This is a genomic window from Pedobacter frigidisoli, assembly GCF_004331675.1.
Lineage (GTDB): Bacteria > Bacteroidota > Bacteroidia > Sphingobacteriales > Sphingobacteriaceae > Pedobacter > Pedobacter frigidisoli.
Genome location: NZ_SJSN01000022.1, coordinates 1 through 14,963, shown reverse-complemented (window position 1 = coordinate 14,963; position 14,963 = coordinate 1). Strand labels below are relative to the sequence as shown.

Here is a 14,963-nt window from a genome sequence, read left to right as displayed (position 1 = left end):
TCCCCCTTTAGGGAGTTGGGGGGTTAGGCATTATCTTCCCAGGATTTAAAATCCCGTTCGGGTCGAAAACCTTTTTAATTCCTCGCATTAAGTTTAAATGGATTTCAGAATATTTAATTGGCATGAATTCCTTTTGCACCAAACCAATTCCATGTTCGCCTGATAAAGTTCCACCTAAAGCAGTTGTGAGTTCGAATATTTCAGCGATACCAAATTTGAGTTTATCTTTCCAGTCTTCATCGCTCATTCCTGCCTTAATAATGTTTACATGCAAGTTTCCATCACCTGCGTGACCATAACAAACGCTTTCAAAACCATACTTGCTGCCTATTTCTTTAATTCCGTTAATTAATTTTGGTAAAGCCGCACGAGGAACAACAGTATCTTCTTCTTTGTAAACCGAATTGGATTTTACCGATTCAGCCATTGTTCTGCGCATCCGCCACAATTCTTCCTTTTGCGATGCGGTATCAGCAAATAAAACTTCCGTACAGTTGTGTTCCTCTAAAACAATGTTTGTTTTCTCACAGTTTTTGAAAATATCATCCAAATCATCACCATCAAATTCAATCATCAATAAAGCTGCAACATCATCCTTTAAATCAAATTTTATATCATCAAATTTGATTACCCACTCCACCCCTTTTCGCTCCATAAACTCCAGGGCTGATGGTGTTACGCCTGCCCTAAAAATAGCTGAAACAGCTGCACAAGCATCCTCGCTTGTACTAAAAGAACCCATCATTAAAACAGACTGACTTGGTTTTGGCAAAAGCTTGGTTACGATTTTTGTTACTACGCCTAAAGTACCCTCAGAACCTATCATCAACTGTGTTAAATTATATCCTGATGCGTATTTTAAGGTATTTGCACCTGTCCAGATGATATCGCCGTTTGGCAGAACAACTTCCAGATTTAAGATATACTCGCGAATGGTTCCATATTTAACAACCCTTGGTCCGCCAGAACCATGAGCCACATTTCCACCGATAAAACACGAGCCTTTACTGCTTGGGTCAACAGGATAAAGCAGTCCTTTTTCTGCAACAGCATTGATAAATTCCTCTGTAATTACGCCAGGTTCGACGGTTGCTTGCAGGTTTTCGGTATCAATATTAATAATCGATTTAAATTTTTCCATCGATAAAGAAACCCCGCCATAAATAGGTAAAGCCGCTCCGCTCAGACCCGTTCCGCCACCACGAGGCGTTACTGGAACGTTATGTGCGTTACAGATTTTTAACAGTGCAGAAACATCTTCAGGCGATATTGGTTTTACCACAATCTCTGGCTGATAACGTAAATCTTCAGTTTCATCGTGACTGTAATTATCTAAACTCTCGGCATCGGTAAACACTTTTTCCTCGCCTAAAGCTGATTTAATTTCTGCTAAAATCTCCGAATTTATTTTGGTAAAGTTCATTTTTATTTGGCTGATGTATAGGATAATTTAACAAATGAATGTCCGATTTGTCCTGGCATTGGTGGATTTAATTTTTTCATACTCACATTTATAGTCTCCACAAAAGGATAATGCTCAATAACTTTCGAAATAATATTGTTCAAAACTGTTTCCAAAAGCTTTTGAGTGTTTTTCATTTCCTCTTGGATAATCGTATTCAAATCTTCATAATTTACCGTTTGAGCAAGCTCATCATCGAAACCTTGAGGTGTAAATTCCGTTTCTAAATCGATAACAAAATGATTTCCAATAATTTGCTCTTCGGGATAATAACCATGCAAGGCAAAGCATCTTACATCTTTTAAAGCTACGGTTTGTTTGAATTGACTCATGTATAATTTGTATGCGGTAAAATTAAATTTTTATTCATGAATATAATGCCCATTGCCGTAAATTGTTACCTTTGAAATGAACGCTATTTCTTAACCAGATAAGACGATATTACATGAGCAAATCAGTGAAAAAAGACCTATACGAGGCGCCAGACTATTATTTATTGGATGAATTGTTAACTGATGAGCATAAATTAATTCGTGCAACAGCAAGGGAGTGGGTTAAAAAAGAAGTGAGCCCGATTATTGAGGATTATGCTCAAAAGGCTGAATTCCCAAAACATTTAATAAAGGGGTTAGCTGATATTGGTGCTTTCGGACCAACAATACCTGTAGAATATGGTGGCGCTGGTTTAGATTATACCGCTTATGGAATTTTGATGCAGGAAATTGAGCGTGGTGATTCAGGAATTCGCTCAACGGCATCTGTTCAGGGTTCTTTGGTAATGTATCCTATTTATGCCTATGGAAGTGAAGAACAGCGAAAAAAATATTTACCAAAATTAGCCAGCGGCGAAATGATGGGCTGCTTCGGATTAACTGAGCCTGACCATGGGTCAAATCCTGGCGGAATGTTAACCAATATAAAAGATGCTGGTTCGCATTATATTTTGAATGGCACCAAAATGTGGATTAGCAATGCTCCTTTTGCAGATATCGCCGTTGTTTGGGCAAAAGATGAAGCTGGTAAAATACGAGGGATGGTTGTGGAACGTGGCATGGAGGGATTTTCAACTCCCGAAACACATAACAAATGGAGTTTAAGAGCATCAGCCACAGGCGAATTGGTTTTCGATAATGTTCAAATTCCTAAAGAAAATGTTTTCCCTGAAATTAGCGGATTGAAAGGTCCGTTAGGTTGCTTGAACCAAGCCCGTTACGGAATTGCCTGGGGTGCTTTGGGTGCTGCAATGGATTGTTACGATACTGCATTGCGTTACTCGAAAGAAAGAATTCAGTTTGGGAAACCAATCGGAGGTTTTCAATTACAACAGAAAAAACTTGCAGAAATGATTACCGAAATTACCAAAGGTCAGCTTTTAGTTTGGCGTTTGGGCGTACTTAAAAGTGAAAACCGAGCCACCGCAGAACAGATATCAATGGCTAAAAGAAACAGTGTAGAAATTGCATTGGATATTGCCAGAAATGCCCGTCAGATGCTCGGCGGAATGGGAATTACAGGTGAATATTCCATTATGCGCCACATGATGAACCTGGAATCTGTAGTAACTTACGAGGGAACTCATGATATACATTTATTGATTACAGGAATGGATGTGACGGGACTAAACGCGTTCAAATAAGGAACAGGATTTAAGGTGATTTTAGGATTTACATGATAAGGCATGTATTAATAAGTTCAAAACAATAAAATTATAATTCAATTAATTAAATCTTATAAAGTTTTTTAGGTTTGGATTTTTCTGAAACTATCATTTTGAAAATCTTTTAATCCTTAAATCCTGTTCCCCTGTTGTTGTAGTTTTCATTCCATAAATTTTAATAAAATGGATATTGAAGATTTGACTTATCGAATAAATGGTTGTGCAATGAAAGTGCACAATGTTTTGGGAAACGGATTTCAAGAAGTGATTTATCAAAGATGCTTAGCAATTGAATTAGAAAAAGCTGGAATAAAATTTAAGAGAGAAGTTGAGCAGGAGATTTTTTATGACGGAACAATAGTTGGAAAGCGTCGTGCAGATTTTGTAGTTGAAGAATTAATTACTGTTGAACTTAAAGCGTGTGTAAATCTGGAAAACCACCATTTGGCTCAAGCAAAAAATTATGTGGTTGCTTATAATTTCAATATCGGATTATTGATTAATTTTGGTGCGACAAGTTTACAATTTAAAAAGATTTACAATCCTGCAATAAATAAATATAGAGCAGGATTAAAATGATTTAAGGATTTGCATCCATAGTGTTTAATAAATAAAAAATAAAACTAAAATTTCCATAAAAACAAAAACCTAAGATTGGATTTTATTTTCTTGAACTGTCTCTTGAAAATCCTTAAATCCTACAAATCATGATACAGAATGGATTAAAGGATTTGCGTGATTTATGATAATTAAACTTTAACCTAAATCGCACTACTTAAGTATTAAACTTGAACAAATATTAAAAAATAAATAATTATTGGATTTTGATTTTCTTGAACTATTCTCTTGAAAATCCTTAAATCCTACAAATCATGATACAGAATGAAAGATTTTAAAAAATACGTTTACATCCCTGCAACACCAGAAGAAGTTTATTTAGCGTTAACAAAAGACATCAGCATTAAACTCTGGACTGGCGCCGAAGTAGAGTTTGAAGAAAAACCAGATACAGAATTTTCTCTATGGGATGGCGATATCGTGGGCAAAAACCTTGAGTTTGAAACTAATAAAAAAATTGTTCAGCAATGGTATTTTGGAGAGCAAGCTGAGCCATCAATCGTTACCATTAAACTTCATGAGGATAAAAAAGGAACATCATTAGAGTTTAAACAAACCAACATTCCTGACGAAGATTATAAAGATTTTACTGAGGGCATTGAAGAATATTTCCTTGGAGGTCTGGTAGATTTCTTTGATGAATAATTCGTAAAAATTAAACTCTCAACCTAATATGAAAACGAAAATCATCTCTCTCAGCTTTTGTTTATTATTTCTACTCATTTTTAGTTCTTGCAGAACCTATCTAACTCCAGCTATATTGGGTAACAATATGGGTTACCTACCAAAAGCCATGGGGGCTGATAGTGTAAAATCTATAACTAATTTTTCGGCAAGTTTTGCTGGAGCAAATTCCCCCGATACAAAAGTAACTTTCGAATTAGGCATGGCTAACATAAGTCAGGCACGTACTTTTAAACAATTTAATATTGCATACGGAGTTTTTGGCTATGCCGGAAAGGCGTCAAACGGGATTAGAGATCGTTCTAATGATGATACTGATGATTACTTACCATCTTTTAACAAGTCTATAAGTGGTTTTAGTTTAAGATTTTCTACTGGCTTACACAATACGTCATCAAATGGAAATACTGATTTTCGGTATATAAACTTTGAAAATGCCATCAGCTTTGAAAGCGGAGCATATGGAAATTTTAGAAAGGAAATTTATAATGGTAGGGTTCCAAATTATGTAGCCGTTACAGATAGAAAAATTATCTGGTCAACTGGATTATCAACTGAAGTAATTTGGAGAGCTAGGCGAAATCATGATATTAGAAATGCTTTCAGATTTTTTATAGGTGGCACACCAGGTTTAGCCAGTAGTTTTAAATATGGTGGAAATGTAAGTGATTACGAAAATGATCAAAATTCGGCTGGCTTTGTTGTCAGTTATTATCTATACATAAAGAAATTTACAATGACATTAGAGACTGCAAATAGCGTAAACCTAGCAAATAAGATAACATTAGGTTATTCGCTTTAGCAAACTTAATTGTTTATTCAGTGTTCTGATATAAAATCAATTATCATGAACAAAACCCTAGGACTAATATTAATCATCGTTGGAATAGCAATGCTGGTTTGGACTGGCTTTACTTATACCAAAAAAGAAAAAATTGTTGATGCTGGGCCGATTCAAATATCGGCTGATAAAGAGAAATCTGTGAACTGGCCGCCTTATGCTGGTGGGATAATTTTAGTAGCAGGCGTTATTGTATTTGTGGCGTCGAAAAGGAGATAAAGAACTTCTCATTCTGAGCTTGTCGAAGAACTTTAAAGCATTTCGACAAGCTCAATGTGACAAAAACTCTATATCTCGTTACTGTAAACCGACCTTATCGCATCTCGCAAATTATATTTCGACGCCATCACTTCTCCGTAAGCGCCTGCGCTACGAATGGCGAAAACATCACCTCTGAAAGATTCTGGTTGTTCTACTTCTTTTCCAAAACAATCGGTGCTTTCGCAAATTGGCCCAACGATGTCGTATTTAACTTCAGTTCCGTTTCCACGACTCAAGTTTTCAATTTTGTGGTAAGCCTGATATAAAGCTGGGCGCATTAATTCCGTCATTCCTGCATCTAAAACCACAAAGTTTTTTTTCTTACCATTTTTGATATACAAGGCTCTGGTAATTAGCGAGGCAGATTGTCCAACCAATGCTCTACCTAATTCAAAATGAACTTCTTGGTTTGATTTTACTTCTAAGAAATCTTTAAATATTTTGAAGTAAGATTTAAAGTCAGGTATTTGACTATCAGGATTATAATAGTCGATACCTAAACCACCACCTACGTTTAAAACTTTAACAACGAAACCTTTATCTTCAAACCAAGAGCAAAACTCGTTTACGCGAACACAAAGGTTTTTGTAAACATCCAGATTGGTAATTTGCGAACCAATGTGGAAGTGAATTCCAATAAACTTCAGGTTTGCAGATGCTTTTAAGGTTTCGGCACATTCTTGTAAATCCCAAGAATTGATACCGAATTTATTTTCATCTAAACCAGTCGTAATGTTATGGTGTGTGTGTGCATCAACATTTGGATTGATTCGAATTGCAACCTGCGCTGTTTTACCTTTAGCCGCTGCAAGCTCATTTAAAACTTCCAATTCCTGAATAGATTCTACATTGAAGCAGAAAATATCCAAATCCAAAGCTTCATTTATTTCTTTGTCAGATTTACCAACACCTGCGAACACAATTTTTTTATTATCGAAACCTACTTCAACGGCTCTTCTCACCTCTCCAGCACTTACACAATCTGCACCGAAACCAATTTGTTTAATTTGTTCAAGCAGAACAGAATTGAAGTTTGCTTTTAATGCGTAATGGATGTGAAACTGATAAGGCTTTGCAGCTTCAGCACAAGTGCTTAAGGTTTTCTGCAATAAATCCGTATCGTAATAGTAAAAAGGCGTTTCTATATTGTTAAACTTTGATATATCTTTATCGGCGAACATGTTCAAATTCCTTATTATAATTTTAATTTTATTCTTTGGGCTGATTTATTTGGGTAATTACCTCGATTTAAAGCATGGAAGAATTACCCAAAAACAATACAATGGAAAAATTCGATTCTCTATCGTTTTACTTCTAATTGTATTGTTTCTTTTATTTATTAAAAAATGAAGATAGTTGCTGCCATATTTATCGTTTTAATCATTTCCTTAGGATTATTTAATTCCTATAAGAAATACAAAAACGGATTATTACCATCAAGCTTTTTGGCTTTCCATTGCTTTATTGGCTTGCTTGTAATCATTGGCGCTTTCTATCTTCTATTCGAATAATCTATTGTGCAGACTTCGTAAAGCCTCCGTTTTATATTCGCTTAAAATCAAAAGAGAAACGTTGTAGTTACTTCCCCCATAAGAAATCATTCGAATTGGAATGTGTTTTAATCCCTCTAAAACCCTGCTTGCGAAACCATGCTTTTCAGAACCAAAATCGCCAACCACACAAACAATGCTGTGGTCGGTATCTACTTCGACGGTTCCGAAACTTTCTAATTCCTCAATAATTTTCGGCAAATGTGCGGTTTCATCAATCGTTAAAGAAACGGCGACTTCTGAAGTAGTAATCATATCGATTGGCGTTTTATAACGCTCAAAAACTTCAAAAACACGACGTAAAAATCCGTAAGCCAATAACATTCGGCTCGATTGAATACGTATTGCCGTAATGCCATCTTTCGCTGCGATAGATTTAATTTTTCCTTTTTCGCTATCATGCGTAATTAAAGTACCAGCAGCCGATGGCTCCATCGTGTTTAATAAACGAACAGGAATTTTGTATTTCTGTGCTGGAAAAACTGACTGTGGATGCAAAATCTTCGCTCCAAAATAAGCCAATTCCGCTGCCTCATCGAAAGATAATTGTGCAATTGGTTTGGTTCCTTTTACAATACGAGGGTCGTTATTGTGCATTCCATCAATGTCAGTCCAGATTTGAACTTCTTCTGCCATGATTGCTGCACCTAATAAAGATGCGGTATAATCACTTCCACCGCGACGTAAATTATCTACTTCGCCAAAACTATTGCGACAAATAAACCCTTGCGTAATAAATAATTTATTTCCTTTATTTGCTTCTAATAATGGAGTTAAATGCTTCGTTGTGAATGGTATATCAGGCTCATTATCTTCATCCGTTTTCATGAAATCCAAAGCTGGCAGCAAAACTGATTCTACTCCAATAGATTTTAAATAGATATGATATAAGGTAGTAGATAATAATTCGCCTTGCGCTAAAACAACTTTCTCTTCAATTGAAGTAAAAATATCGTTGGTTAAAACAGCTAAGAAACTGAAATGATAATCTATAACTTCATTACCCATCTCCTGAAAATCAGCAGCTGGCAAAAGTTCAATTACAAAATATTTATATTTTTGATACAAATTCTCGACGCACTCGCTTCCCTTTTTCTTATCTCCAGCTAAAAAATAATTAGAAATTTCTACTAAACTGTTTGTTGTACCAGATACGGCTGATAAAACAACAATTTGCTCTTCATTTGGATTAATGATATCCAACAACTTCGTCATGCGCTCGGGACTACCTACTGAAGTACCCCCAAATTTTAATATTTTCATTTAATGTTTCTTGTTTTTTAGCGGTTACAAATCCACCATAACTTTACATTTTACCATACACACTGTGAAAAAGTTATGCTGGTTTCATTTTAGTACTGGATTTTCTTTATTATTGTATCGGGGCGTGAAATTAAGCAAAAGCAGCTTAAAAGCAACATCCTCAACAAAATAAAATTTGGATGAATTGAAATTAATTGATTTCAACCAAACATCATCCACCTAAATTTGTTCAACACCAGATATTAAATTAAAAATAAAGCTCAATGCAATCAATTGACCAATCGACCCAAGCCACAATTAATCAGTGGTTAAGCGGAAATTACGACGAAAAAACGAAGTCAGAAATTCAGACCCTTGTAGATAATAACTCAACAACCGAACTTACCGATGCTTTTTATAAAAGCTTAGAATTTGGTACGGGTGGTTTACGCGGAATTATGGGTGCTGGTTCTAACCGTATAAATAAATACACTATCGGAACTGCGACCCAAGGTTTAGCGAACTACCTGAACAACAAATATCCAGGTGAGAAAATCAGTGTAGCCATTGCGCATGATAGCAGAAATAATTCTGATTATTTTGCAGGAATTACGGCAGATGTTTTCTCGGCGAATGGCATTCATGTTTACTTTTTCGAGGCTTTAAGACCAACTCCAGAATTATCTTTTGCCGTTCGTCATTTCGGTTGTAAAAGTGGTGTAATGTTAACGGCATCGCACAATCCGAAAGAATATAATGGTTACAAGGCTTACGGTGCAGATGGCGGTCAGTTTACTTCTCCTGATGATAAATTGGTTATCGATGAAGTAAATAAAATCAAAAGTATTGATGAAGTAAAGTTTGATAGAGTTGATGCAAACGTTGAATTAATCGGCGAGGCTGTTGACAAACTTTATTTAGATGGCATCACGGCACTTTCCATTTCTCCTGATGCGATAAAAAGACAGCATGACTTAAAAATCGTGTACTCGCCTATCCACGGAACTGGAATTACTTTGGTACCAAAAGCCTTAGCTCAATTCGGTTTCACAAACGTAACTTTAGTTGAAGAACAAAGTACACCAGATGGTAATTTCCCAACGGTTGTTTATCCAAACCCAGAGGAAAAAGAAGCTTTGACTTTAGCCATGAATAAGGCAAAGGAGATTGATGCTGATTTAGTTTTGGCGACTGACCCCGATGCTGACCGTGTTGGTATTGCAGTTAAGGATAATGATGGCGAATGGGTATTATTGAACGGTAACCAAACAGGAAGTTTATTAATTAATTACCTTTTAACCGCTTGGCAAGAAAGTGGTAAACTAGATGGTAATCAGTTTATTGTGAAAACAATTGTTACTTCAAACCTGATTGAAGAAATCGCTAAGAAAAAGGACGTTACCTATTACAATACCTTAACAGGATTTAAGTATATCGGTCAGTTAATGACTGAATTAGAGGGTAAAAAGTATTTTATTGGTGGTGGCGAAGAAAGTTATGGTTACTTAATCGGCGATTTAGTTCGTGATAAAGATGCTGTAGTCTCTGCGGCTTTCATTTCTGAAATGACAGCTTACTATAAAGATAAAGGCGCAAGTTTGTATAATGCGTTATTAGATATGTATGTTGAATACGGCTTGTACAAAGAAGATTTAGTTTCGTTGACTAAAAAAGGCAAAACTGGCGCTGAAGAAATCAAGGCTATGATGGAAAAATTTAGAAATAATCCACCTGCAAGCTTAGGCGGTTCTAAAGTTTTTGTATTGAAAGATTACGAACTCAGTCAGGAAACGGATTTAGCGACAGGAAAAGTGACTAAATTAGATTATCCAACTTCTGATGTTTTACAATTTATCACTGAAGATGGAAGTATCGTTTCTGCTCGCCCGAGCGGTACTGAACCGAAAATTAAATTCTACTGCAGCGTAAATGCGCCATTGGCTGATAAAGCAGATTTTGCAAAAGTGAATGAAGAATTAGGCGATAAAATTAAAGCTGTAATGGCTGATTTGCAGGCTTAGTTTTAGCCGCAGATTCGCAGATTAAATAATTTATTAATCCAGATGCATAAAATTGCATCTGGTTTTTTTTATATCCGTCAGTTTCAACTGACGGCAAGGAATAGCATTTAGTATAATCGTTCCGTTGACAATTGAAAGATTCTGCACTTGTCTTTTCACATATAAGGTATTCATTGCCGTTGATTTCAATCAACGGTTAAAAAAGGCTTTCTTTTCCTTTGCAGCAACCAATTTCTTTAATACTTTTGCAGCAAATAAAATGTTGAAAAAAATCCTGATATACCTATTAGTGATTTGCTCGGTTTCAAACGGGGCGATGCAGCTGGTGGTTTATTCTGGTTACAAAATGAACAAAGAATACATCACAAGTGTATTTTGTATCAATAAAGAACATCCAGAACTGCATTGTGATGGACAATGTTTCTTAGCTAAAAAGCTAAAAGACTTAGACAACAAGAACAAACAAGTTCAAGAAAATTTAAAAAGAGTTGCAGAGGCTGAACCCAAATTTCAGACCATTGCAATCAATCATCAAATCCCATACATCATTATTAAATCAGAAAGCGGTTACTTCGAAAAACCTGTTAAGGACCTTTCTGTTTCTATTTTTCATCCACCGAAAACGGTTTAAGGAAATTTTATTTTTATTGTGATGGCTTTGCTATCGCAGGATTTAGGCTGTTTGTCATTCTGAGCACAGCGAAGAATCTCATTGCCAAGAACCACAAAACTGCCATTCTAATCATGTCAATTCCTGCAAAAACGTTAGGGATTCTTCGTGCCTCAGAATGACAGCATTATTAAAGGTTTTCAATGCTCGATTTATGCATGTTCAAAAATGCTTACTTCTCAGTATGACGACCGCCTTAGAATTATTCTACTATTTTTACTTATCCCAATTTTCAAGAAATGAAGATTTCACAATACTTATTGGCGCTGTTATGCCCTATTATACTTTTATCATCATGCAAAAAAAGCAATGATGAAATAAACCCAAATACAAAATCAAGCTTTACAATCGAATTTGAGCACCAGGTTAACGGTGCTGCTTTAGCTTTAAATACAACAACATATAAAAATGCCAAAGGCGAAGATTTTAAAATAAATGTATTCAAATATTACGTCAGCAACATCAAATTAAGCAAGACTGATGGAACAACTTATTTGGTTCCTGAAAGTTATTTTCTAATTGATGAATTGAAAAGTGTATCAAAACTGATTACCGTTAATGATGTGCCGACAGGCGATTACACAAAGATTGAATATACCATTGGCGTGGACTATGCCCGTAATTTTGCAGGTGCGCAAACAGGTGCACTAGACCCAATCAACGGAATGTTCTGGACTTGGAACAGCGGTTATATTTTTGTTAAATTGGAGGGAACTTCGCCACAATCTACAGCAGCAAACAATATGTTAACTTTCCATATTGGCGGCGTTGTCGACCCCAGTAACACTATCAGAACCTATTCCACAGAGATTAATGCGGCAAATCCGTTACGTGTTAGAACTGATGCCAAGCCTGATATGCACTTCATTGTAAACGCTGCTGCATTATTTACAGGCACAACAGATATCAGCTTTGCTACATTAAATTTTACAATGGGTGGTGCTAACTCTGTTATTGTAGCCAACAATTATGCGAAAGGATTATTCCGTTTAGACCATATCCACAACTAATATGTGGCGGAAATCAATCGTCTTTGCAATGCTTTTTTTAAGCATTGCATTGATGTATGCTTGTAGAAAAGATGAAATTAAACCTGAAGAAGCGAAAATAACTTTTGCGATTCCATCAAATTTCCCTGCGCCCGCATACAATTTCGAAGATAATCAATTAACTAACGCAGGCTTTGCTTTAGGTAAGAAGTTGTTTTATGATGCTCGGTTATCGGCCGATAAAAGTGTTTCTTGCGGAAGTTGCCATCAGCAATTTGCGGCATTTGCAAACCTCGACCATAAGGTAAGCCACGGGGTGAATAATTGTCAAGGAAAAAGGAATGCCCCGCCCCTTTTCAATTTGGCCTGGCAAAAAGCTTTCTTTTGGGATGGCGGTGTAAAAAACATCGAAACCTCACCATTAAATGCCATTACCGATGCTTGTGAAATGGGAACGGATATCGAAGCCATCATTGCTTTTTTGAAAAGTACAGCACCTTATCCTGACTTATTTAAGCAAGCCTTTGGTTCTACTGATATTAATTCACAAAGAATTTTGAAATCGATAACGCAATTCACAGCCGTTTTGGTTTCAGGAAATTCGAAGTATGACAGAGTGATGCGTAAAGAAAGTGGTGCAACTTTTACTTCTGACGAGTTAGCAGGCTATAATCTATTTAAAGAAAAATGTTCATCATGCCACACAGAGCCATTTTTTACTGATTTTTCGTACCGAAGTAATGGCTTGGATTTGGTTAGTGCTGACGAGGGTCGCTCTCACATTACTGGTGTAAATGCAGATTTCGGAACATTCCGAGTGCCCACACTTCGCAACATCGAATACACTGGCCCATACATGCACGATGGTCGTTTTTACAGTTTGGATGAGGTGTTAGAACATTACAATTCAGGCGTAAAAGCATCAGCAAATTTAGATTCCAAATTGAAAAATGGCATTCCACTCAATGCATCAGAAAAAGAACAAATCAAGGCATTTTTAAAAACATTAACAGACAATGAATTTATCAAAAATACATTATACAATGAATCGTAAATTACTGATTTTACTATTCGTTTTAATGAGCAGTCAGGTTTTTGCCTGTGATATTTGCGGATGTTTTATGGGCATCACACCTTATAATAACCGTAACAGCATCAGCTTATTATATCGCTATCGCTCATTTAACGGATATAATGGTCAATCCCATTCGTTATTTCCTAACGGTGGAAATTTCTTCATTCCCGCCCAAAGTCAGAATTCGCCGATAACTGACCACGCAGGTAATCCAGATGATTATGAATTGTATCGTTCGCTGGAAATCAGAGGGAAATACTTTATCACTAGCAAATTGGAAATCAATGCTATTCTTCCCTATGTTTCAAATAGCGAACGCTACAATGGTTATACTTCTTCCATTTCGGGTATTGGCGATATTAACTTTTACGCAGGATATCATGTTGTTCAAAAACTGGAAGATAATTTCAAGCAGCAGCTTATCGCAGGTGCAGGAATAAAACTTGCTACAGGAAAAAACGATTTCAAAAACAATGAAAGAATTCGTTATTCATCGCTAATGCAAGGGGGAACCGGTAGCACCGATGGATTTGTTTACCTGAATTACTTGGTTGGATTAGGCAAGTTTGGCGCAAGTTTAAACACATCTTACAAAGTAAACGGAACCAACAACCGTGATGAGGGAATTGCAAACAGTACGACCAGTTTCCTTAATATTTTCTACATCCAAAGAATTGGAAAAGATGCGCAAGTAATGCCATCAGCACAGTTTTTCTATGAATATTCTGCAGGAGAAAAATATAAAGGCGTTAAAACAGGCGAGCACGTAATGAACAATTTAATGGGTGGCGTTGGTGCAGATATCTTCTATAAAAACATTGCCTTAAATGCGGGAATACAAAAAAACATTTGGGAGGGCGAAACAGACCATCCTATGAGTGCAGGGAAAGTTTATGTTGGAATTACTTATAATTTTTAAAAATCAATAATATGAAAAAATTAATAACATTTGGATTTTGCTTGTCCGTAATACTTTTGGGTTCTTGTAAATCAGAACCCGATGTAAAAGCAGTGAAAAAAGAAGTACTAAATATCCATGATAAATTAATGATGGATGGCGAAAAAGTGGTTAAGAATAAAATGAAGCTGGATTCTGTTCTGAAATCGGATAAAATTAAATCTGCTGAAGATTCAATAAAATTGGCTGATTTGATTGTCAGATTGAATAAAGCCGATGAAAACATGATGGATTGGATGCATTTTTTCAAAGATGATTTCAAAGGTAAAAGTGAACAGGAAGATTTGGACTACTATAAATCTGAAATGGTAAAAATCAGAGCAGTTGAAGATGGCTATATTAAAGTTACCCGAGAATCAGATTCTGTGTTAAAAGTTTACAATGTTTTGCCAGCTGAAAAGATGGAAATGGAACATCATAAGCATTAAAGCCTTACCCTATCAAAGTTAGTGCTTTGGCTACTGTTGTAGCCGCCCTCTCCAGAAGAGAGGAATTTAGGGGGCAGCATTTTAAACCCTCCAATTCAAACCACTGTTCTTTATTTCCCTCTCTTTTGGAGAGGGATTTACAGAAAAATACCATTTACTACAAACTTTCATAGGGTGAGGCTTCTGTTCTTTGTTTCCCTCTCCAGATGCTAATCTTTACACACATTTATTTAGCAGATATAATTAATTAATACGCTGATTATCAGTTAATTACGGTTTATTTTTCGTATATTTAGTGATGTTAGATCATTGCTATTCAGGTATTTACAAGGGTTTTTTATCAGATAATCGTATTGCTGCCAGATTGGAAAGTTGTCTATCAGATTTATTATCTTCGGGAACAGCAGTTATCAATCAGTTAGCCCAGACTCATACCCTAAAAACTGCTTTTTACCGTATGCTATCAAATACTCGATTAGATCACGATGATATCCTGGAAGGCGGCTA

General features: G+C 36.0%; 17 protein-coding genes. 13 read left to right on the top strand and 4 right to left on the bottom strand.

Annotated elements, in window-relative coordinates; all coding sequences use genetic code 11:
• Positions 1-7: 7 nt before the first annotated feature.
• Both EZ449_RS20340 and folB read right to left on the bottom strand, forming a co-directional pair.
• Positions 8-1,423, bottom strand: a complete 1,416-nt coding sequence (locus EZ449_RS20340; RefSeq protein ID WP_131562389.1) for an FAD-binding oxidoreductase — start codon at positions 1,421-1,423, stop codon at positions 8-10.
• A 2-nt stretch (positions 1,424-1,425) separates the two neighbouring features.
• Positions 1,426-1,794, bottom strand: coding sequence for a dihydroneopterin aldolase (gene folB, locus EZ449_RS20335; protein WP_131562387.1), 369 nt, complete (start codon positions 1,792-1,794; stop codon positions 1,426-1,428).
• A 113-nt stretch (positions 1,795-1,907) separates the two neighbouring features.
• On the opposite strand from folB, the gene EZ449_RS20330 reads away from it, so the two are divergent.
• The 5 genes from EZ449_RS20330 to EZ449_RS20310 all read left to right on the top strand — a co-directional run bounded on the left by EZ449_RS20330 (position 1,908) and on the right by EZ449_RS20310 (position 5,481).
• Complete coding sequence (locus tag EZ449_RS20330; RefSeq protein WP_205943045.1) at positions 1,908-3,098, top strand: acyl-CoA dehydrogenase family protein; 1,191 nt, start codon at positions 1,908-1,910, stop codon at positions 3,096-3,098.
• A 204-nt stretch (positions 3,099-3,302) separates the two neighbouring features.
• Positions 3,303-3,698 (top strand): GxxExxY protein, encoded by a 396-nt coding sequence (locus EZ449_RS20325; RefSeq protein WP_131562385.1) that lies wholly within the window; start codon positions 3,303-3,305, stop codon positions 3,696-3,698.
• A 303-nt stretch (positions 3,699-4,001) separates the two neighbouring features.
• A complete protein-coding gene (locus tag EZ449_RS20320) occupies positions 4,002-4,382 on the top strand; it encodes an SRPBCC domain-containing protein (protein WP_131562383.1) in 381 nt (126 codons plus the stop codon).
• A gap of 28 nt (positions 4,383-4,410) precedes the next feature.
• Complete coding sequence (locus EZ449_RS20315) at positions 4,411-5,223, top strand: hypothetical protein (protein WP_131562381.1); 813 nt, start codon at positions 4,411-4,413, stop codon at positions 5,221-5,223.
• Positions 5,224-5,268: 45 nt separating this feature from the next.
• Positions 5,269-5,481 carry a hypothetical protein gene (locus EZ449_RS20310; protein ID WP_131562379.1) on the top strand — a complete coding sequence of 71 codons (213 nt, stop codon included), beginning with the start codon at positions 5,269-5,271 and terminating at the stop codon, positions 5,479-5,481.
• 68 nt (positions 5,482-5,549) lie between these two features.
• Here the strand turns inward: EZ449_RS20310 and lysA are convergent, their stop codons facing one another.
• Positions 5,550-6,704, bottom strand: a complete 1,155-nt coding sequence (lysA, locus tag EZ449_RS20305) for a diaminopimelate decarboxylase (RefSeq protein ID WP_131562377.1) — start codon at positions 6,702-6,704, stop codon at positions 5,550-5,552.
• Between the two features lie 165 nt (positions 6,705-6,869).
• On the opposite strand from lysA, the gene EZ449_RS22745 reads away from it, so the two are divergent.
• On the top strand, positions 6,870-7,034 hold the full coding sequence (locus tag EZ449_RS22745; protein ID WP_165499822.1) for a hypothetical protein: 165 nt from the start codon (positions 6,870-6,872) through the stop codon (positions 7,032-7,034).
• Here EZ449_RS22745 and EZ449_RS20300 read toward each other — a convergent pair.
• Positions 7,023-8,336: an aspartate kinase gene (locus EZ449_RS20300; protein WP_131562375.1), complete on the bottom strand. Its 1,314-nt coding sequence runs from the start codon at positions 8,334-8,336 to the stop codon at positions 7,023-7,025. The genes EZ449_RS22745 and EZ449_RS20300 overlap by 12 nt on opposite strands.
• 263 nt (positions 8,337-8,599) lie before the next feature.
• Between EZ449_RS20300 and EZ449_RS20295 the strand changes: the two genes are divergently transcribed.
• From EZ449_RS20295 to EZ449_RS22865, 7 genes are all read left to right on the top strand, one after another.
• The gene (locus tag EZ449_RS20295) at positions 8,600-10,336 is read left to right on the top strand and encodes a phospho-sugar mutase (protein ID WP_131562373.1); all 1,737 of its coding nucleotides are present in this window, start codon (positions 8,600-8,602) and stop codon (positions 10,334-10,336) included.
• A gap of 346 nt (positions 10,337-10,682) precedes the next feature.
• Positions 10,683-10,967, top strand: coding sequence for a hypothetical protein (locus EZ449_RS20290; protein WP_131562371.1), 285 nt, complete (start codon positions 10,683-10,685; stop codon positions 10,965-10,967).
• 278 nt (positions 10,968-11,245) lie between these two features.
• On the top strand, positions 11,246-12,016 hold the full coding sequence (locus tag EZ449_RS20285) for an MbnP family protein (protein ID WP_131562369.1): 771 nt from the start codon (positions 11,246-11,248) through the stop codon (positions 12,014-12,016).
• Between the two features lie 28 nt (positions 12,017-12,044).
• Entirely contained in the window at positions 12,045-13,049 is a 1,005-nt protein-coding gene (locus EZ449_RS20280) for a cytochrome-c peroxidase (RefSeq protein WP_225872388.1), read from the top strand.
• Positions 13,039-13,989 carry a transporter family protein gene (locus tag EZ449_RS20275; RefSeq protein WP_165499821.1) on the top strand — a complete coding sequence of 317 codons (951 nt, stop codon included), beginning with the start codon at positions 13,039-13,041 and terminating at the stop codon, positions 13,987-13,989. The genes EZ449_RS20280 and EZ449_RS20275 overlap by 11 nt, the downstream gene beginning before the upstream one ends.
• Positions 13,990-14,000: 11 nt before the next feature.
• Positions 14,001-14,456 carry a hypothetical protein gene (locus EZ449_RS20270; protein WP_131562365.1) on the top strand — a complete coding sequence of 152 codons (456 nt, stop codon included), beginning with the start codon at positions 14,001-14,003 and terminating at the stop codon, positions 14,454-14,456.
• A gap of 298 nt (positions 14,457-14,754) precedes the next feature.
• Positions 14,755-14,963 (top strand): hypothetical protein (locus EZ449_RS22865; protein ID WP_205942949.1); only part of this gene is annotated, 209 nt, incomplete at its 3' end.